We start from the raw sequence: 19,602 nt of genomic DNA, 5'->3' as shown, positions 1-19,602 counted from the left end.
CGACCATGAAACGAGATTTAGGCTTCGGGATCATATCCCGGAGCCTTTTTTCTTTGAACAAATTTGCTTTGGCTTTTGCAGCCCTGATCGCTCCTATCCCTGTTTTTGCCGAGGCTCCTCTGGAATATCCGAAAACCGCGACCGTACCCGTTGTCGAAACCCAATTCGGTGAAGCGATTGCCGATCCATACCGCTGGCTGGAGAGCGACGTTCGGACAGAATCGAAAGTTCGCGATTGGGTGACGGCAGAAAACGCGGTTTCCGAGCGTTATCTTGCGGCATTGCCGGGCCGGGATATCTTTGCAGCACGGATGAAAACCCTGTTCGATTTCGAACGGATGGGCGTGCCGCGCCGGGCGGGTCAACGATATTTCTATTCGCGTAATACCGGACTGCAAAATCAATCGACACTGTGGGTCCGCGATGGGATCGACGGGAAACCTCGCCTGCTTCTCGATCCAAATGGCTGGGCAAAGGATGGGGCAACCGCGCTGGCCGAATGGGCGCCATCGGACGACGGGCGCTATCTCGCCTACGCCGTGCAGGACGGCGGTACCGACTGGCGAACGTTGCGGATTGTCGATGCGACCAGCGGCGCGTTGCTGTCCGACGAGATCAAATGGGTGAAATTTTCAGGGATCGCCTGGAAGCCCGACGGCAGCGGTTTTTTCTATTCGCGGTTTGCCGCTCCCAAAGATGGCGCGGCGTTTCAGTCGCTCAACACTGACCAGACGATCTATTTTCATCGCGTCGGTACCGAACAGCTCAACGACACGAAGATTTATGCGACGCCCGATCACCCGAAATATGGTCATGGCGCACAGGTGACCGATGACGGCCGATATTTGGTCATCACATCGACGCAGGGGACCGATCCGCGAATGGAGGTTCACGTCGCGCGCCTCGATCAGCCGAAGATGAAAGTTCGTTCGCTGTTTTCGGGGTTGAAGAACAGTTGGGATCTTGCGGGTTCGCTTGGTTCCCGGTTTTGGTTCGTCACGGACACCGAGGCTCCGAAAGGGCGGCTTGTTTCTGTCGATGTGGATGCGAAGAGCGTGCACCTCGACCCCGTTGTGCCGCAAACCGACGATACGCTGGTCGGGGCTTCACTCGTCGGGCAACGCCTGATCGTGGCCTATCTTGGCGATGCAAAGTCTGAAGCCGCGGTTTTCGAACTCGATGGCAAACCGGCGGGGACCGTGCATTTGCCCGACATCGGCACTGCCACGGGATTTGGTGGCAAGTCCGGCACCAGTGAAACATTTTACAGTTTTTCGAGCTTCGCGATTGCTCCGACCGTTTATCGTTACGATTCGGCGACCAATCAAAGCAGTGTGTTCTTCCAGCCAAAACTGGCGTTCGCGCCAACCGATTACGTCACCGACCAGATTTTCTACCCTTCGAAAGACGGTACGAAAATTCCGATGTTCGTCGTGCGAAAACGGAACCTTCCCGCTGGCCCAGCGCCGACGTTGCTGTACGGATATGGCGGTTTCAACGTGTCGGTCACGCCGGGCTTTTCTGCAACGCGGCTTGCGTGGCTGGAACAGGGCGGGGTGCTCGCAATCGCCAATCTGCGGGGCGGCGGCGAATATGGGAACGCGTGGCACGACGCCGGACGGTTGCACCAGAAGCAGAATGTGTTCGATGATTTCATCGCGGGCGGTGAATATTTGATCGCGCAGGGCATTACCTCGAAGGACAAGCTTGCGATTCAGGGGGGGCGAACGGCGGGCTGTTGGTCGGTGCGGTCGTCAACCAGCGACCCGATTTGTTCGCGGCGGCACTTCCGGCGGTCGGTGTTATGGACATGCTGCGCTTTAACAGGTTCACGGCGGGACGTTACTGGACCGACGACTATGGCGATCCGGCGATCGAGGCGGACTTCAAGACCCTCCGTGCCTATTCGCCGTATCATAACATCCACAGCGGCACCGCTTATCCCGCGATCCTCGTCACGACCGCCGACACCGACGACCGCGTGGTTCCTGGTCACAGCTTCAAATATGCTGCTGCACTTCAGGCGGCCGATCTTGGGCCGAAACCGCACCTCATCCGAATCGAAACTCGCGCGGGGCATGGGTCGGGCAAGCCGACCGACAAGGTGATTGCCGAAACTGCCGACGAATGGGCTTTTATTGCGAAGTGGACGGGCATGACGGTGACGACGAAATAGACAGCGGCGCGCGTCCCCGTTAGGCGGGGCCATGCCAGCCGCAACAATTCTTATCGTCGACTTTGGAAGTCAGGTCACTCAACTCATCGCCCGCCGCGTCCGCGAGGCCGGTGTTTATTGTGAGATCGCCCCGTTCAACGCCGCAGAGGCCGCGTTCGACCGGCTCGATCCGGCAGGTATTATCCTGTCGGGTGGCCCGGCTTCGGTCACTCACGCTGATAGCCCGCGTGCGCCACAGCGATTCTTCGAAGCGGGCCTGCCGATTCTCGGCATCTGTTACGGCCAGCAGACGATGGCATCGCAATTGGGAGGCAAAGTCGGCAGTGTCGAATCGCGGGAGTTCGGCCGCGCCTTCCTGAAGGTCGATGAGCCTTGCGTGTTGTTCGACGGGCTTTGGAAACAGGGCGAAAGCCATCAGGTGTGGATGAGCCACGGCGATAAGGTCGAGGCTTTGCCGCCCGGCTTTCGCGTGGTCGCAACGTCGGAACGCGCGCCCTATGCGGTCGTTGCCGATGACAAACGCCGCTTCTACGGCACGATGTTCCACCCTGAAGTCGTCCACACCCCCGACGGCGGCAAGCTGATCGCCAACTTTGTCCGCCACGTTTGCGGATTGAAGGGCGACTGGACGATGGCCGGCTATCGCGCGGCAAAGATTGCCGACATCCGTAAGCAGGTCGGCGGCAAGAAGGTGATCTGCGGCCTGTCGGGCGGCGTCGATTCGGCGGTTGCGGCGGTCCTGATTCATGAAGCGATCGGCGATCAGTTGACCTGCGTTTATGTCGATCACGGCCTGATGCGGCTTGGCGAGAGCGAGCAGGTCGTTGGCTTGTTCCGCGAGCATTATGGTATCCCGCTGGTCCATGTGAACGCGGAAACCCTGTTCATGAACGGCCTGAAGGGGCTGACCGACCCGAGGAAAAGCGCAAATTCATCGGCAAGACGTTTATCGAAGTGTTCGACGACGAAGCCAAAAAGATCGGCGGTGCGGACTTTCTTGCGCAGGGTACGCTGTATCCCGACGTCATTGAAAGCGTCAGCTTCACCGGCGGCCCCAGCGTCACGATCAAGAGCCATCACAATGTCGGCGGCCTGCCCGAACGGATGAAGATGGGGCTGGTCGAGCCGTTGCGCGAATTGTTCAAGGACGAAGTCCGCGTGCTTGGCCGTGAACTCGGGTTACCCGAAGTGTTCGTCGGCCGTCACCCGTTCCCCGGTCCGGGTCTTGCCATCAGAATCCCCGGCGAGGTTACCAAGGAACGCTGCGACGTGCTTCGCAAGGCAGACGCCATCTATCTTGAGGAGATCCGCAATGCAGGCCTCTACGATGCGATCTGGCAGGCGTTTGCGGTGCTGTTGCCTGTAAAGACCGTCGGCGTGATGGGCGACGGACGGACGTATGAAAACGTGTGTGCGTTGCGGGCAGTCACCAGCACCGACGGAATGACGGCTGACATTTATCCGTTCGATGCCAGTTTCCTGAGCCGTGTCGCCACCCGCATCGTCAACGAAGTGCAAGGCATCAACCGCGTGGTGTACGATTACACCAGCAAGCCGCCCGGTACGATCGAGTGGGAGTGAGCAAAAATGCCGATCGAGCTGACCTCCGCCGCGATTGCGTGGGATGAGCAAGCCACGTTAATCGATCTTGACGGCACCGCGCCCTTCATCGGAACCCTCCACGATTGTGTGCGCCACTTCGCTGCGTTCAAGGCGGCCACTCAGGCGGATTCACGCGTCTTGCTCACGAAACCTGTATTTCGCGTCGGACGTAAGACGCGCACCTGGATCCTTAATCCGGACGAATTGATGCGGCTTGCCGAAACTATGGCTACCGGCGAAAATCGGTCCGATCAGGGTTAGGCGCGCCGTGATTTTATACGGCATGCCGATTGGGTCGCGAAAGGCTATTTTTCTGGCAGGCTGAAGGGCTGATCTTGGTGGATTGCCGACCGTCCGCTCCCCTGCGAGAACACAGGAAAGCGGACCGCGAGTTCAAAGCGCGAAGGTGACGTGGCCATTCTCATCAATGGGCCAGTTTGGATTCCACGCTATCTCCCAAGCGTGATCATCAGGATCGGCCACATAGCCTCGGAACCCACCATGCGAGGAGGCATCTGCCGGTCTGATGAGACGGCCGCCGGCAGTGACCAACTGCTCCATCACGCCTGCAACGTCCGCTTGGCTTGGCACATTGTGCGCGAACGAAAATGCGCCGGGCGTAGATAGCCCAGAGCGGGCCATGTCTTTTTCAAGCGCGGACTTCTCGAAGGTCCCGAGCACAAATCCATTCATCTGATAAAAGATGATTTCGTCATTCTCGAACACAGGCGCCCATCCAAATCCCTCAAAGTAGAACCGACGGGAGCGTGCCAAATCGCTGATGCCAAGAGTGATGACGGAGATCTGCTGTTGCATATCCAAAGCCTTTCATTCGCTGCTGCACCGTTACAACAACGTTCAAGGTCTTGGGACTCAACGCCGCAGCGAGGGACAGGGCCTGATTTCGCAGGGATTGGGCTAACCGCACCGATCTTCCCTTTTTCGACAGGCCGTTTGTAGCGACGTCGAATATGGCTGGCAACGTCCGCAAAGGGGCGGTTGCCGCCGTTTGCAAAAAGCCGGAATGCCTCTGGATGGTGGATAGCTGCCGTTCCGCTGGTCACTGAGACTGGAAAGCTGCCATCTAGCTCAACCGTTGTTTAAACGCCGCCGCCCCAAAACATCTAAACGGGAAAAGTGAACAACGCGACCAACCCGGTCGCAAAAGGGTAGAGGTCGTAAAACCAGCGAGCCTTTCGCGAGAGGATAGCCGCTCCAACTAAAAACAGCAAAAACAGAACTGGCACCCCGGCATACAGGATTATTTGTGCTGTTGCTGGGTAGCCGGGAATGTGTCGCGACCTTATACCAATAAGACCTTCAACACCCGACACCAACAAAAGTGACCACAGTAATGCAATCAGGGTCGTTGTAAGGTCGTTCCACCGCATCGCATCTTTGTCGCGTAAATCGCTAAGGTCCGCAACTGGACGGGAGCGTCCATTCTACCGGCGCCGAGCCGAAATGTCTCGAAATGGTGGGAAGCGGTCGTAGCTATTGAGTGATCGCTTGACCTAAACCGTAGAGCAAAGCCCCCAACATCACCAAGTACGTCGCCACATACGCCCAGAACCAAATTGGCTCGTCAGATCTGGCTACATTCTGCCCGCGAAGCCACATCGACCCGGAGCGGATCGCACCGAATGTCCTCCACAGCACGAACGCTGCGCTCCCTCCGCATGACAGCCCCATGAACAACGCCAATCCAACGGGTAATGAATGTTGGCTCATCGCGGACTCCTCGGAGTGATCATACCCGGCACGTTAACGTCTGCAAATGGGCGCGAACTGCCCGACGCCTATCACCAGCTTGTCGTTAACGGCGAATGGCAAAACTGGTGGGAAGCGGACGTTGACACAGCCGTCCTCTGCGGCATGATCGCATCATGGAGAAAACAGGCGACCTCGCCCCCACCCTCTTCCTTTTTCTCCTGATCGACGTTGCGGTATTTTTAGTTTGCATCGGCGCTATCGTGTGGTGGCAGCGCCGCTTCCATCCAACGCCGCCGATCGTTTACGCGGCTTGGGCAGGCCTCCTCTGGAGCTATGTAAACTTCGTGGGCTTGGCGATCGTGCCGGAAAACCTGATCCTCACAACGATTGCGACGGCTTAGTACAAGGCACCGCTCTCGTCGTTTTCACTTGGTTCCTCGCAAGACTGATTGGTTCCCGGCCCCCTCGCTGACGAGCCGCGCCACCCTCACTACGCAATGTCCGGAATTGGGCGTTTGCAGACAGATGACTTCTGTTGGCTGACGCCGCAATCGCGGATAGGGCGACACAGATTCGACAGAGGAACCGCGATGACGTTGACTGTTTACGGTATACCAAATTGCGACACGGTGAAAAAAGCGCGGACGTGGCTCGATGCACATGGCGTTGCCTTCGTTTTTCACGACTATAAAAAGGCAGGCATCGATCAGGTTTCACTGGCGCGTTGGTGCGATGGTCTCGGGTGGGAAGCCGTGCTCAACAAAGCCGGTACAACCTTCCGTGCCTTACCTGCCGAAGATAAAGCCGACTTGACGCGCGACAAGGCCATCAAGCTGATGATCGCCAACCCTTCGATGATCAAACGTCCGATTGTCGAGGGCGAGGGGGTGTTGCTCGTCGGTTTCAAACCCGAATTATGGACAACGACTTTAGGCTAAGCTGGACAGCGCACCGTGTAATTGCCAATGCGCTGCGCCATGACACGCCAACTCATCTCATCCGGTTCGCCATTCGAAACCACCGTCGGCTATAGCCGTGCCGTCGTGCAGGGGGACTGGTGCTTCGTCGCCGGAACCACTGGCTATGATTATGCCAATATGACGATGCCCGACAGTGTCGAGGATCAGGCGGCCAACGCGCTCGCTACGATTGCAAAAGCGCTGGCGGAGGGGGGCTTCGCAATGGCCGATGTGGTCCGCGCAACCTATTATATCGCCGACGCGGCCTATTGGTCGGCAATCGGCCCCGTGCTGGGCGCGGTGTTCGCCGACATACGCCCGGCGGCAACCTGCCTTGTAACCGGCCTCGTCACTCCCGAAATGAAGATCGAGATAGAGGTTACGGCATTCAAGGGATAATGCGATGGTGAAGGCAGTCTGGAACGGCGTAACGATCGCCGAGAGCGACGACATTGTAGTTGTCGAAGGCAATCATTATTTTCCTGCCGAATCGGTAACTCCCGGTGTGCTTTTCGATAGCGCTACGACGTCGGCGTGCCCGTGGAAGGGGACAGCGAACTATTATTCCGTCCGGGCCGGTGGCGCAGAAAACCGCGACGCTGCGTGGTATTATAAATGTCCAAAGCGCGAGGCGAGTGAAATTGCCGGGCGCGTCGCTTTCTGGAAGGGCGTGGTCGTTAGCTGAGCAAGGGGCTGTGGCAATGCCGGCGCCACCGGGTTAGAAGCGGGCCATGTCCACGACCTACACAATCGATACCTCCACCAGTCGCGCGACCCCGACGCCGGCTCCGATGAAGCGCCTGACCATTCCGGCAATTCGCAAGGCGAAGGGAAAGACGCCGCTGGTGATGCTGACCGCATACACTGTGCGGACGGCGCAATTGCTCGATCCGCATTGCGACATGCTTCTCGTCGGTGATTCGCTGGGGCAAGTGATATATGGCCTGCCGTCCACGGTTCCCGTCACGCTCGAAATGATGTGTGCTCATGGCGCGGCGGTCGTGCGCGGCAGCTATCATGCCGTCGTCCTGATCGATATGCCGTTCGGAAGTTACGAAGCATCGCCTGAGCAGGCATTCCACAGTGCGGCGCGCATCCTGAAGGAAACGGGAGCCGCCGGGGTCAAGCTGGAGGGCGGCGAGGCGATGGCGCCAACGATAGCCTTTCTTTCGGCGCGTGGAATTCCTGTGATGGGGCATATCGGACTGACCCCGCAGGCCGTAAACCAGCTTGGCGGATATGGCGCACGAGGCCGGAGCGAAGCTGAACGTGCCAAGATAATCGCCGACGCAAAAGCCATCGACAGCGCGGGTGCATTTGCTTTCGTGATCGAAGGCGTTGTCGAACCGATAGCGGTAGAGATCACCAACAGCGTTTCCTGCCCTACCATCGGCATAGGTGCATCGGTGCATTGCGACGGACAGGTGCTGGTCGCCGAAGATATGCTTGGCCTGTTCGATCGCACGGCGCGCTTTGTAAAACGCTATGCCGACATGTCGGGATTGATCGGCGATGCTGCGCAAAAATACGCCGCCGAAGTCCGTGATCGCAGCTTTCCCACGCCGGATCAGACCTACGCGCCCAAGGACTAGCCGTGCGCGTGCACCAACGCTAAGGGTGCGGCGGTTTATCGTGAGAGAGAATTGAAATTGGCCTCGACGCCCCCGACCAACGAAGCCTTTCTGCGCGAAGTCGATGACGAACTGCGGCGCGACCAGTTTGCCAGCATCTGGCAGCGCTGGGGTCGCTTGATCGTTATCGGGATCGTCGCCGCGCTTGTCGCACTTGGCGGGTTTTTATACTGGCAGTCGCGACAAGCGGAAGCCGCTGGCGTCGAAGGCGAACAGCTTTCCGGCGCTATGGACGATCTGGCCGTAGATAAAACACAGGGGTTGGCCCCCGGCTGGATGCGCTCGCTACGTCGAAAGTCCCTGGGTATAAGGCTGCTGCTGCGCTGACCCTGGCCGACCTCGCCGTTCAAAAAGGCGATTTGAAAAGTGCCGCTGCGCAATTCGGTGCGGTTGCCGCTGATACGTCACTGGCCCAGCCATATCGTGATCTTGCGCTCGTTCGCCAGACCGCGAGCGAGTATGACACGCTTAAGCCGGAACAGGTCGTTGCCCGCCTGAAACCGCTCGCCATTCCCGGTAATCCGTGGTTCGGCAGCGCGGGTGAAATGGTCGGCGTGGCCTATATGAAAATGAACAAGCCCGACCTTGCCGGAGCAACGTTCAAGGCGATGATTGGCGACGAACAAGTGCCGCCGACGATCCGTTCGCGCATCGTTCAGTTGGCAGGTATATTTGGTGTCGAGGCGATACCAGCGGGCGCAGGCAAAGCCGCCGCGACCGGCAACGCCACCGGTAAGGACAAGAATTAGAATGATGAAGACCAAAACGGGCGCGCGGTATTATCGCGGAGCAATGGCGCTGGCTCCGGTTCTGGGGCTGGCACTGGCGCTTAGCGGCTGCGGTGTGTTCAAGGCGAGTAAGCCGAAGTCGATGCTGGCCGGTGATCGCGTTCCGATCCTGACCAGCGAAAACGGCGTCGAAGTAGAGCCTGCACTGGCCGGTGTTGCGGTCACATTGCCGCCTGCCACGCCCAACGATGCCTGGGGTCAACCCGGCGGCAGCGCGAGCAAGTCGATGGGGCATCTCGCCCTTGGTACTACCCTGTCGCAAGCATGGATGGCGCGCGTCGCCAGTTCGTCAAAGGCGACGCGCCTCGCCGCGACCCCGGTCGTCGCTGGTGGCAAGCTTTATGTCATGGATACCGACGCACGCATCACGGCGTTCGATGCAGTCACCGGTGCAAAGACATGGTCGGTTGTGTTCGGCGACGACGGCATTGCGCCCCCTGTGGCGGCCGAGCCCGCTGCGGCACCTGATGCCGCGGCCCCCAGCGATGATGGCAAGAAAAAGAAGAAGAGCAAAAAGAAGAATAACAACAACGCGTTGTTCGGTGGTGGGGTCAGCGTCGATGACGGGATATTGTACGCAACCAACGGCATGGGCGATGTCGGCGCGCTGAAGATCGCCGATGGTTCGGTTATCTGGAAAAAGCATCTGAGCGCCCCATTGCGCGGTGCTCCTTCTGTTGCGCTCGGCAATATCTATGTCATGAGCCAGGACAATCAGTTGTTCGCTCTGCGTGCAACCGACGGCAATACTGAATGGACAGAGGCTGCCGCGGTATCAGTGGCCGGGGTGTTCGGCGTTGCGGCTCCTGCGATTGGCCAGGGAACGGTGGTTAGCGGCTTTTCCTCGGGCGATCTGACGGCCTATCGTTACGAGAATGGCCGCAGCGTCTGGCAGGACACGCTTTCGCGCACCAGCATCAACACATCGGTTGGTACGTTGACGGATATCGATGCCAACCCTGTGATCGATCAGGGGCGCGTGTTCGCAATTGGACTGGGTGGCCGCATGGTCAGCCTTGAACTCGTCACCGGCCAGCGCCTGTGGGAACTGAACGTTGCCGGGCTGTCGACCCCTGGGTTGCCGGTGAGTGGGTGTTCGTCGTGACCGACGAGGCAAAGCTGCTTTGCATAGCGCGCGCAACGGGTAAAATCCGCTGGGTTTCACAGCTTGAGCGCTTCCGCAAGGGCAAGGCCAAGAACGGTACAGTGACCTGGACTGGTCCAGTGCTGGCAGGCGATCGCCTGATCCTCGCCAATTCGACGGGTGAGATGGTGACCGTTTCGCCGACCGATGGGAAAACGCAGGATACGACCAAGATCGGCCAGCCGGTATTCCTTCAACCGATCGTCGCCAATTCGGTGCTTTACATATTCGACAATTCGGGGCGCATCACCGCGTTTCGTTGAACGCGAACGGATAGCGCACTCCCCGTAAAGATAGCGGGAGCGGGCGCGATTTGTTACGCTCATCCAACCACCCCTCCTTACCCTCTCCCTGAAACCGGGAGGGGGGAAAGATTCAAACAATGTCTTTGCCCGTCGTCGCCATTATCGGTCGTCCAAATGTGGGCAAATCGACGCTGTTTAACCGGCTTGTCGGCAAGAAAGTCGCGCTTGTCGATGATCGGCCCGGTGTCACCCGCGACCGTCGTGAAGGTGATGCGAACCTGAGCGGTATGAATTTTCGCCTGGTGGACACCGCCGGGTTCGAAGAAGACGATGCCGCCACTCTGCCGGGCCGGATGCGGGCGCAGACGCAAGCGGCGGTTGCAGGCGCAGATGTGGCGCTGTTCGTCATCGATTCGCGAGCGGGTCTAGTTCCGCTCGATCAGGAAATTGCGCGCTGGCTGCGTGGTACGAATACGCCGGTCATACTGATTGCCAACAAGGCCGAAGGGCGTGCTGGCGATAGTGGTGTGTACGAATCTTTCTCGCTTGGCTTTGGCGAACCGATTCCGTTCTCTGCCGAACATGGCGAGGGACTGGCGGATCTGTTCGATGAATTGATGCCGCATCTTGACCGGATCGCTGTCGAAGCGGTGGTAGAGGAAGATGATGAATCGCCCAGTGCGCCATTGAAGATGGCAATTGTTGGACGACCGAATGCGGGCAAATCGACGCTGGTGAACAAGATTCTCGGTGAAGAGCGCATGATTACCGGCCCAGAGGCTGGCATCACGCGCGATTCGATTGCCATCGAATGGGAATTCGAAGGCAGGGCGGTTCGCCTGATCGATACGGCTGGGCTGAGGCGCAAAGCCAAGGTCGAGGACAAGCTGGAAAAGCTTTCGGCTGCCGATACCGCCCATGCCATCGATTTCGCCGAGGTTGTCGTGCTGTTGCTCGATGCCACGCGCGGGCTGGAAGCGCAGGATCTGCGCATTGCCGACCAGATTTTCGAAGAAGGTCGCGCGATGGTTATCGCGCTGAACAAATGGGACGTTGCCGAAGGGCAGTCCGCGCTGTTCAACGGCGTGCGCTTCGCGCTTGATGAGGGGTTTGCACAGGTCAAGGGCGTTCCGCTGCTGACGGTATCGGCAGCGACCGGCAAAGGGCTGGATGTGCTGCTGAAGGTCGCCTTCGAGACGCGTGATGCCTGGTCGAAGCGCGTGCCTACCGGTGAGCTCAACCGCTGGTTCGAACGCGCGCTGGAGGCCAATCCGCCGCCTGCGCCCGGTGGTCGTCGCATCAAATTGCGCTACATCACGCAGATCAAATCGCGCCCGCCAAGCTTTGTGATCTTCGGGACGCGCGTGGATCAGTTGCCTGAAAGCTATCGCCGCTATCTGGTCAACGGTATCCGTCGCGAACTTGGCTTTGGTGCTGTGCCTGTCCGCTTGACCTTCCGCGCGCCGAAAAACCCGTTCGCGCCGACTTAATCCGGGGCCTGCGTAACACTGTATTTACTTGGATGCTCTAAGGCGAAGGCTTGTGGTGGGACACAAGTCGAACCCGTGGAGTGCCTTGAGTGTCCGAAGAAGCCGAAACGATTATCGACTGGGCCGGATTCTCGAGCGCGCGTAGCGAGCTTGGGGCCGATTTCGTGCGGATTCTCGGCTATTTTCGCGAAGATGGCGCGAAGTCGGTCGTGGCGATCGAAGATGCCATGCGTTCCGCCGATGCAGCCGCAATGGTGCTGCCAGCGCACACATTAAAAGGCGAGGCATCGCAGTTTGGAGCAGATGCGCTCGCCGACCTTGCCGAAAAGATCGAAATCGTCGCCCGCCAGAGCGTTGAATGGCGACAGAGCCCCGATGAGGCGCTTCCTGATGTCGTCAAGCTGCGTGGGCTGTTTGACGACACCTTGCTAGCCTTTGAACGCGAGACCAATCCGCTGGTGGAACGCCGTGCCTTCGGACGTAAAGCCGAAGCCGCCAATCAGCGGTTCGGCCAGCTTTAAACGCGACCGTTCAGCTTTCGCCTTCAGCCTTTGACTGCAACTGAATATAGTTGGCGATGCCCATCTGGCGGATCATGTCGAACTGACGCTCCAGCGTATCGACATGCTCTTCTTCGCTTTCGAGAATGTGCGCGAGGATGTCGCGGGTCACATAATCGCGCACCGTTTCACAATAAGCGATGCCATCGCGAAGCGGGGGAAGGGCTTCTTCCTCGAGCGCCAAATCGGCTTTTAGAACCTCCTCGACCGACTCTCCGATGCGGAGGCGTCCAAGCAGTTGGAAGTTAGGCAGGCCGTCGAGAAAAAGGATTCGCTGCGACAGTGTGTCTGCGTGCTTCATCTCATCGATGGATTCGCCATATTCGAATTTGGCGAGCTTATGCACGCCCCAATGATCGAGCATCCGGTAATGCAGGAAATACTGGTTGATCGCGGTCAGCTCGTTCTTGAGCGCCGTATTCAGAAATTCGATGACCTTTGGATCGCCCTTCATGGCGCAATGCTCCGCTGCAAATTCTGTCGTAGCATAGACGCAATGAAGTTAAATAATAGGCAGAAAATGGCGGATTTCAGCCATTTCTTTGCTAATGCGACCGTCAAGCAGTCGCGTGCTCGGACGCTATGATTTCACGTGCGAAGGGAATGCACTGACCACATTTCACCTGACAGCCAAGCCGCCGATAAGCGCATTTGGGCTCGAACGACCCCGCACGTGCGGCATCCCGGACCTGATTTTCGCGAATCGCGTTGCAGATACATACGACCATGACCACTCGCTAGCGCGAATGATAATGGCTCGCAATAGGAAGTTTGTATGTTGCGATTAAACTGCTTCCTTGCGCCTGTCGAAAGATCCGTGTGCTTGTTGAGGTAGAAAGACGGACAATCCTTCGACAGGCTCAGGAAAGCGGGGGTGTCTTATGAAATGCCGTCGCCCATCAGATTCGGGAAAAAGCCCTCGTGTGCGACGCTCAGATCAGAGACAGAGACACCGAGAATCTCGTTACCCCCAGTTGTACCGATGCGGTGAGTCTGACCGCCCTGTGCATCGAAACTGTCATTGCCCGCGCCAAGGTGCTTTTCAAAAGCGGCAACGTCGGCAACCGTCACGATGTAACGGCTCTGATCCTCTCCGAACCACCATGCTTCCGGGGTCATATCGTGTGTGGCAGCTGCAGTTATTGCGCCAAGCTTGCCAGCCAGTGCCATTTCCGCAAGCGCTACTGCCAATCCACCATCCGACAGATCGTGGACCGCAGTAACAAGTCCTGCGGCGATCCATTCGCGAACATGGGAGCCGTTCAGACGCTCGGCATGGAGATCGACCGGAGGCGGTGGCCCATCTTCGCGACCAACGACATCCCTTAGCCAAACCGATTGCCCGATATGGCCGTTGCTTTTGCCGAGAAGGTAAATCGCCTCACCCACGGCCTTGAACGCGATTGTGGCCGATTTCGACCAGTCGGCCAGCAACCCGACGCCACCAATTGCAGGCGTTGGCAAGATCGCGCTGCCGGTGCCGTCGTCGTTCTTGGTTTCGTTATAAAGCGACACGTTGCCACTCACGATCGGGAAGTCGAGGGCGCGACAGGCTTCGCCCATCCCCTCGATACAACCCACAAACTGGCCCATGATCTCAGGGCGCTGCGGGTTGCCGAAGTTCATGCAGTCGGTGGCCGCCAGCGGCTTGGCGCCCACAGCGCTCAAATTCCGATACGCTTCGGCAATCGCCTGCTTCCCGCCCTCGACCGGATCGGCATAGCAATAACGCGGGGTGCAATCGGTCGTGATCGCCAGCCCCTTTTGCGTGCCGTGGACGCGTACGACGGCAGCATCGCCGCCGGGCCGCTGGACGGTATCCGCTCCGACCTGACAGTCATATTGCTCCCAGATCCAGCGACGGCTGGCGATGTCGGGCGATCCCATCAGCTTCAACAGATCGGCACCGATATCGGCTGACTGCGGCACGTCGGTCAGGGCTGCGCGCTTTGGCGTTGGCACCCACGGGCGGTCATAACGCGGCGCATCGTCGGCGAGTGGACCAAGCGGAATGTCGCAAACGACATCGCCCTTCCACGTCAGCACCATATGGCCGGTCTCGGTCACTTTGCCGATAACCGCGAAGTCGAGTTCCCACTTCTTGAAGATGGCTTCCGCGAAATCTTCGCGCCCCGGCTTCAGGACCATGAGCATCCGCTCCTGCGATTCGCTCAGCATCATTTCATACGGCGTCATGCCGGTTTCGCGGCACGGCACGGCGTCCATGTCGAGTTCGATGCCGACCTGGCCCTTGCTCGCCATCTCGACCGCCGAAGACGTCAGTCCAGCCGCGCCCATATCCTGAATCGCGACGATTGCGTCGGAAGCCATCAGTTCGAGGCACGCCTCGATCAGCAGTTTCTCGGTGAACGGATCGCCGACCTGAACCGTTGGGCGCTTCTCCTCCGAATCCTCTGAGAAGTCCGCGCTTGCCATCGTAGCACCGTGGATGCCGTCGCGACCGGTTTTCGAACCGACATAGACGATAGAGTTGCCGACACCCGAAGCCGCCGAGTAAAAAATCTTGTCCTGTTCGGCCACGCCAACCGTCATCGCGTTGACGAGGATGTTACCATCATAAGCGGCGTGGAAGTTCACCTCACCACCAACTGTCGGCACGCCGACGCAATTGCCGTAGCCACCGATGCCGCGCACGACTCCGGCAATAAGGTGCTTCATCTTCGGATGATCGGGCCGCCCGAATCGCAACGCGTTCAGGTTCGCAACCGGCCGCGCGCCCATCGTGAAGACATCGCGCAGGATGCCGCCAACGCCCGTCGCCGCGCCCTGATAGGGTTCGATATAGCTTGGGTGGTTATGGCTCTCCATCTTGAAGATGACTGCCTGACCGTCGCCGATATCGACCACGCCAGCGTTTTCGCCCGGCCCGCAAATGACCTGCGGTCCGGTAGTCGGCAGCTTTTTCAAATGGATAATCGAAGATTTATAGCTGCAATGTTCCGACCACATCACCGAAAATATGCCGAGTTCGGTCATATTGGGCTCACGGCCCATCGCGTTCAGGACGCGTTCGTATTCTTCGGGGGAAAAGCCGTGTTCGGCGACGATCTGGGGCGTGATATCCGACATGGCACGCCCTTAGCGAGATGGCCTCTGTTCGTATAGTCAGTCAGGCAGGCGATCCGGCATCCACAGCACGATCGTTCGGGGCATCGATCCGCGACAATATTCCCCCCGCGCCGTGGTGCCCCAAACCTGCTTCTTGGTAAGGAACACATACCATCCCCATGCGGCACCCGCATGGCGCAGTAACTGGAACGTGAGCGGCTCTACCACAGCCGATGCCAATGCGCCCCACGGACTGAGGCGCTGGCCGGTCCAGTGCCGGTAAAGTTTCAGCGACCACAGCAGATAGCAAAGGTCGATCACCACCTTGGCGACCATTGCGATGATGACGGGCAGGGCGACCTTCAGATTGCCGGTTACGATGAATGTTATGAGCAGCGCGAACGCGGCTAGCCCATAAAGTGGCTGCACCGTGTCCAGCGATTTCACCGGCATCATCGCAGTTCCAAGCGCGCCATAGCGCCGGTTGCCGATCATATCGCGGTTCCAGAGTTGGGTCTGGAGGAACCCGGCAAACCACCGCCGCCGCTGGCGAAGGAATGGCATCAGCGTGCCCGGACTATCGGTGCTGGCCTGAGCATCGCCCAGCACGCGTACCGTCCAGCCGAAATCATTGTCGATCGAATAGCGGTGGAGGCGGTGCATCACCTCATAATCCTCGACCAGACATTCGGGATCGAAGCCGCCCACTGCGACCAGCGCCTCACGCCGGAACCCTGCAAACGCGCCTGAAATCAGCAACAGGCTGTTCGACCCCATCCATGCATAGCGCGACATGAAATTGCGGACATATTCGTAGGTCTGGAACCACTGGAAAATACGGCCCGAATTACTGTCACCACAAATCGGACGCAGAACGCCGGTCGCCGCCACAAGTTTCGGTTCGGCGTCAAAGGCGCGCCGCATCGCCACCAATGCACCGGGTTCGAGCAGAGTATCGGCGTCCACGGTCAGTACGATATCGGCATCGATCAACGGGATTGCCATGTTCAGCGCGCGCGCTTTGCCGCTGCGGGGCAGGCGCAACCAGCGCAACGTTGGCGCGACAGTCCCGGCCTCACCCAAAGTACCGAGCAACGGCGGGCGCAGGCCATAGATGCGCGCCAGCACGGTCGCGCTGTCATCATCGGACCCGTCGTCGGCAATGACGATCAATTCTGGCGGGCTGGCCTGAGCAAGCAGCGCCTCGATCGTGACTTGCAAGACGGGGGCTTCATTATAGGCGGCCACGACGACCGCGAGCGAGGCGAGAGGCGGTCTTGCCGAAACAGCGGCGGGCTTACCGACCAGCCGATACGTTCGACGCGCCACGAAGATCAGCAGCGCCGTATCATAGAGAATATACACGAGCCCCACTGCCCATGCCGCAACACCCATCCGCACGAACCCCTGCGCGAACAGGGCGATGAACAGCGCCACCGCTGACATCCAGATCACCGCGCCGGTCCACGGTCGAGCAGGAGGGTTCAGCCGTGGCGATGTGGTGCCAAGCGTCTGTTCTAGCGTCTTCAGGGGCAAGATTTATCCTTTGGAACCGGCGCGCAATAGGTGCTGGACCTCGGCCATGCCAGCGTTAAGTTGCGGGAAATCACCTGAACCTCCTATTACCCAACCCCAGCAAAACCGGAGCCGAAGAATGGCAGTCGCTCGTTATACCCGCACGGCAATGGCGCTTCATTGGGTGATCGCTGCGTTGATTGTCATCAACGTCTTCCTTGCGCTGACGTGGGATTTCTATCCAGATGCGGGAGTTCGTCCGGCCATCGATATGCACAAGTCCATTGGTATTACGGTCCTTGGCCTCGCGATCATGCGGCTGTTGTGGCGATTGACGCATCGCCCGCCCGCGCTGCCGGTCCATCACAAAAAGTGGGAAAAGTTCAGCGCGCACGGTGTTCACCTGCTGTTTTATCTCGTCATCTTTGGGCTGCCCCTGACCGGCTGGATCATGGATTCGGCTTATAAGGATGCCGCGACCCATCCGATGTACTGGTTCGGCCTGTTCGAATGGCCGCGGCTGCCCAATGTGCTGGCGATGGACCCGGTTGCAAAAAAGACGGTGCACGACAGCTTTGCCAATTTTCACGAAAACCTTGCATTAGCGCTTTATATTCTGGTGTTTGCGCACATCGCGGGCGCTTTGAAGCATCAGTGGATCGACAGAGATCGCGAATTGATGCGGATGTGGCCGGGACGGAGCTAGCATGATCGACCTGGCCGGCCTGATCGAAGAGATCACAGCTGATGCCGCGCATGCGGTCGATCGCGGGAAGGTCGCGGACTATATCCCCAGCCTCGGTGGCGTCGATCCAAAGCATTTCGGTATCGCGATCGTGACCGCCGATGGGACAGTGCACAAGGGCGGCGATGCGGACGTTTCGTTCTCGATCCAGTCGGTATCAAAGGTCTTTGCGCTGACCCTTGCTCTCGGCAAGATAGGCGAGACGTTGTGGCGGCGGGTTGGCGTGGAACCATCGGGGTCCGCGTTCAACTCGGTCGTCCAGCTTGAGGCTGAAAAGGGCATCCCGCGCAATCCGTTCATCAACGCAGGTGCGATCGTCGTGTCGGATGTCGTCCTCGGCGGCTCCGAACCGCGCGAAGCGATTGGCGATATATTGCGTTTCGTCCGTTTCCTTTCGGGCGACGAGAGCGTCTTTATCGATTCAGAAGTTGCCAGTTCCGAAGAACAGACCGGGTTCCGTAACGCGGCGCTTGCCAATTACATGCGCTCTTTCAACAATATGGAGCATGATGTCGGAGGCGCTCTGCGCGTCTATTTCCACCAATGTGCGATTGCGATGAACTGCACGCAACTGGCTCTTGCCGGACGGTTTTTGATGCTCGACGGTCGCCATCCCGACACTGGGCGCGCCGTCGTGTCCGCCGTCCGCGCACGGCGCATCATGGCACTGATGCTGACCTGCGGACATTATGACGGGTCGGGTGAGTTTGCCTTTCGTGTCGGGATTCCGGGGAAATCGGGCGTCGGGGGCGGCATCCTTGCCATCGTGCCCGGCAAGGCGAGCATTGCGGTCTGGTCGCCCGGCCTTAATAAACGCGGCAATTCACACCTTGGCAGCGAAGCGCTCGAACGCCTCGCTGCCGCTACGAACTGGTCGGTGTTTACGCCTTAATCTTACCCCAATTAATCCTGGGACTGGGGTCGAGCGGCGCCGTTCTGGAAATCGATCATCCAGCCTGGATATTCGGGAGGCAGTGCGCTGACCGTATCCAGCGTCTTCATATCCTCCGCGGTCAGTTTCACATCCACTGCTTTCAAATTATCCTCGAGCTGTTCGATCCGCTTCGCCCCGATAATCACACTCGTCACGAACGGTTTGGCGAGAATATAGGCCAGCGCAACCTGAGCCACCGTGCTGCCGTGTGCTTCCGCGATCGGACGCATCGCGTCGATGCAGTTGAACGCGCGGTCCTTGTTTACCGGTGGGAAATCGAACGCGGCGCGGCGGCCCTGATCTCCTTCACCATTGCGATTGTATTTCCCCGACAAGAGGCCGCCAGCGAGCGGCGACCACACCATCAGCCCGACCTTTTCGCTTTCCAGCAGTGGGATGATGTCGCGTTCCAGATCCCGGCTGGCGATGGTGTAATAGGCTTGTAGCGTTTCGAATCGCGCATAGCCTTTGGCTTCCGAACGGCCGAGAGCCTTCGCGATTTTCCAGGCCATCCAGTTAGACACACCGATATACCGTACCTTGCCGCTGCTCACGAGATCGTCGAGCGCGCGCAATGTTTCGTCGATTGGTGTGACTATGTCGGTGCCGTGCATCTGATATAAATCAATATGATCGGTATCGAGGCGCTTCAGGCTTGCATCCACCGCGTCCATGATATGCCCGCGCGATCCACTGCGGTCGTTTGGTCCTTCACCCATCGAGCCAAAAAACTTGGTGGCAATCACGGCATCGGTGCGCTTGGTGCCAAGGTTCTTGAAGGCGCGCCCGAGCATCTCCTCTGAAACGCCGTTCGAATAGACATTGGCCGTGTCGAAAAAATTGATCCCGGCGTTGATGGCGCGTTTGACGATCGCATCGACGCCCGGCTGGTCCAACCCCGCGATTGTGCCCCACATCGGATTGCCGTCACCGGTTTCGCCAAAAGTCATCGTGCCGAGACAAAGTTCGGAAACTTTCAGGCCGGTATTGCCCATTTGATTGTAGCGCATTCGGAATTCTCCGCGGGATTT

General features: G+C 58.7%; 18 protein-coding genes and 3 pseudogenes. 15 read left to right on the top strand and 6 right to left on the bottom strand.

Annotated features, from left to right (window positions below):
• The first annotated feature begins 5 nt into the window (after positions 1-5).
• From D3Y57_RS08930 to D3Y57_RS08920, 3 genes and pseudogenes are all read left to right on the top strand, one after another.
• Positions 6-2,176: pseudogene (locus D3Y57_RS08930) on the top strand (prolyl oligopeptidase family serine peptidase).
• Between the two features lie 31 nt (positions 2,177-2,207).
• A pseudogene (gene guaA / locus D3Y57_RS08925) lies at positions 2,208-3,757 on the top strand (glutamine-hydrolyzing GMP synthase).
• A 6-nt stretch (positions 3,758-3,763) separates the two neighbouring features.
• On the top strand, positions 3,764-4,039 hold the full coding sequence (locus D3Y57_RS08920; protein WP_121152688.1) for a hypothetical protein: 276 nt from the start codon (positions 3,764-3,766) through the stop codon (positions 4,037-4,039).
• 132 nt (positions 4,040-4,171) lie between these two features.
• On the opposite strand, the gene D3Y57_RS08915 is transcribed toward D3Y57_RS08920, so the two are convergent.
• On the bottom strand, positions 4,172-4,594 hold the full coding sequence (locus D3Y57_RS08915; protein ID WP_121152687.1) for a VOC family protein: 423 nt from the start codon (positions 4,592-4,594) through the stop codon (positions 4,172-4,174).
• A 1,070-nt stretch (positions 4,595-5,664) separates the two neighbouring features.
• On the opposite strand from D3Y57_RS08915, the gene D3Y57_RS08900 reads away from it, so the two are divergent.
• From D3Y57_RS08900 to D3Y57_RS08860, 10 genes and pseudogenes are all read left to right on the top strand, one after another.
• Positions 5,665-5,892, top strand: coding sequence for a hypothetical protein (locus tag D3Y57_RS08900; RefSeq protein ID WP_121152684.1), 228 nt, complete (start codon positions 5,665-5,667; stop codon positions 5,890-5,892).
• A gap of 189 nt (positions 5,893-6,081) precedes the next feature.
• On the top strand, positions 6,082-6,429 hold the full coding sequence (locus D3Y57_RS08895) for an arsenate reductase (RefSeq protein WP_121152683.1): 348 nt from the start codon (positions 6,082-6,084) through the stop codon (positions 6,427-6,429).
• Positions 6,430-6,468: 39 nt separating this feature from the next.
• Positions 6,469-6,849: a RidA family protein gene (locus D3Y57_RS08890; RefSeq protein ID WP_121155670.1), complete on the top strand. Its 381-nt coding sequence runs from the start codon at positions 6,469-6,471 to the stop codon at positions 6,847-6,849.
• Between the two features lie 4 nt (positions 6,850-6,853).
• Positions 6,854-7,135, top strand: coding sequence for a DUF427 domain-containing protein (locus D3Y57_RS08885; protein ID WP_121152682.1), 282 nt, complete (start codon positions 6,854-6,856; stop codon positions 7,133-7,135).
• Positions 7,136-7,181: 46 nt separating this feature from the next.
• A complete protein-coding gene (gene panB, locus D3Y57_RS08880) occupies positions 7,182-8,042 on the top strand; it encodes a 3-methyl-2-oxobutanoate hydroxymethyltransferase (protein ID WP_121152681.1) in 861 nt (286 codons plus the stop codon).
• Positions 8,043-8,099: 57 nt separating this feature from the next.
• Positions 8,100-8,408: a hypothetical protein gene (locus D3Y57_RS21365; RefSeq protein WP_347400421.1), complete on the top strand. Its 309-nt coding sequence runs from the start codon at positions 8,100-8,102 to the stop codon at positions 8,406-8,408.
• 32 nt (positions 8,409-8,440) lie between these two features.
• Positions 8,441-8,830: a hypothetical protein gene (locus D3Y57_RS21360; RefSeq protein ID WP_347400420.1), complete on the top strand. Its 390-nt coding sequence runs from the start codon at positions 8,441-8,443 to the stop codon at positions 8,828-8,830.
• 43 nt (positions 8,831-8,873) lie between these two features.
• Positions 8,874-10,276, top strand: a pseudogene (locus D3Y57_RS08870) (PQQ-binding-like beta-propeller repeat protein).
• Between the two features lie 119 nt (positions 10,277-10,395).
• The gene (gene der / locus D3Y57_RS08865) at positions 10,396-11,748 is read left to right on the top strand and encodes a ribosome biogenesis GTPase Der (RefSeq protein ID WP_121152680.1); all 1,353 of its coding nucleotides are present in this window, start codon (positions 10,396-10,398) and stop codon (positions 11,746-11,748) included.
• A gap of 89 nt (positions 11,749-11,837) precedes the next feature.
• Positions 11,838-12,269 carry an Hpt domain-containing protein gene (locus D3Y57_RS08860; protein WP_239026005.1) on the top strand — a complete coding sequence of 144 codons (432 nt, stop codon included), beginning with the start codon at positions 11,838-11,840 and terminating at the stop codon, positions 12,267-12,269.
• A gap of 10 nt (positions 12,270-12,279) precedes the next feature.
• Here D3Y57_RS08860 and bfr read toward each other — a convergent pair whose 3' ends face one another.
• The 4 genes from bfr to D3Y57_RS08840 all read right to left on the bottom strand — a co-directional run bounded on the left by bfr (position 12,280) and on the right by D3Y57_RS08840 (position 16,913).
• On the bottom strand, positions 12,280-12,762 hold the full coding sequence (gene bfr / locus D3Y57_RS08855; protein ID WP_121152679.1) for a bacterioferritin: 483 nt from the start codon (positions 12,760-12,762) through the stop codon (positions 12,280-12,282).
• Between the two features lie 103 nt (positions 12,763-12,865).
• Positions 12,866-13,036, bottom strand: coding sequence for a (2Fe-2S)-binding protein (locus tag D3Y57_RS08850; protein ID WP_121152678.1), 171 nt, complete (start codon positions 13,034-13,036; stop codon positions 12,866-12,868).
• Between the two features lie 151 nt (positions 13,037-13,187).
• Positions 13,188-15,398, bottom strand: coding sequence for a phosphoribosylformylglycinamidine synthase subunit PurL (gene purL, locus D3Y57_RS08845; protein ID WP_121152677.1), 2,211 nt, complete (start codon positions 15,396-15,398; stop codon positions 13,188-13,190).
• Positions 15,399-15,434: 36 nt separating this feature from the next.
• On the bottom strand, positions 15,435-16,913 hold the full coding sequence (locus D3Y57_RS08840; protein WP_239026004.1) for a glycosyltransferase family 2 protein: 1,479 nt from the start codon (positions 16,911-16,913) through the stop codon (positions 15,435-15,437).
• Between the two features lie 118 nt (positions 16,914-17,031).
• On the opposite strand from D3Y57_RS08840, the gene D3Y57_RS08835 reads away from it, so the two are divergent.
• Positions 17,032-17,598 carry a cytochrome b gene (locus D3Y57_RS08835; protein ID WP_121152676.1) on the top strand — a complete coding sequence of 189 codons (567 nt, stop codon included), beginning with the start codon at positions 17,032-17,034 and terminating at the stop codon, positions 17,596-17,598.
• 1 nt (position 17,599) lies between these two features.
• The gene (locus D3Y57_RS08830; protein WP_205590108.1) at positions 17,600-18,529 is read left to right on the top strand and encodes a glutaminase; all 930 of its coding nucleotides are present in this window, start codon (positions 17,600-17,602) and stop codon (positions 18,527-18,529) included.
• An 11-nt stretch (positions 18,530-18,540) separates the two neighbouring features.
• Here the strand turns inward: D3Y57_RS08830 and D3Y57_RS08825 are convergent, their stop codons facing one another.
• A complete protein-coding gene (locus D3Y57_RS08825; protein WP_121152675.1) occupies positions 18,541-19,581 on the bottom strand; it encodes an aldo/keto reductase in 1,041 nt (346 codons plus the stop codon).
• Between the last annotated feature and the right edge of the window lie 21 nt (positions 19,582-19,602).

This window comes from Sphingomonas paeninsulae (assembly GCF_003660165.1).
GTDB classification, from domain to species: domain Bacteria; phylum Pseudomonadota; class Alphaproteobacteria; order Sphingomonadales; family Sphingomonadaceae; genus Sphingomonas_O; species Sphingomonas_O paeninsulae.
Note: the sequence above shows the minus strand (reverse complement) of the source record. Positions and strands in the feature narration are given on the sequence as shown.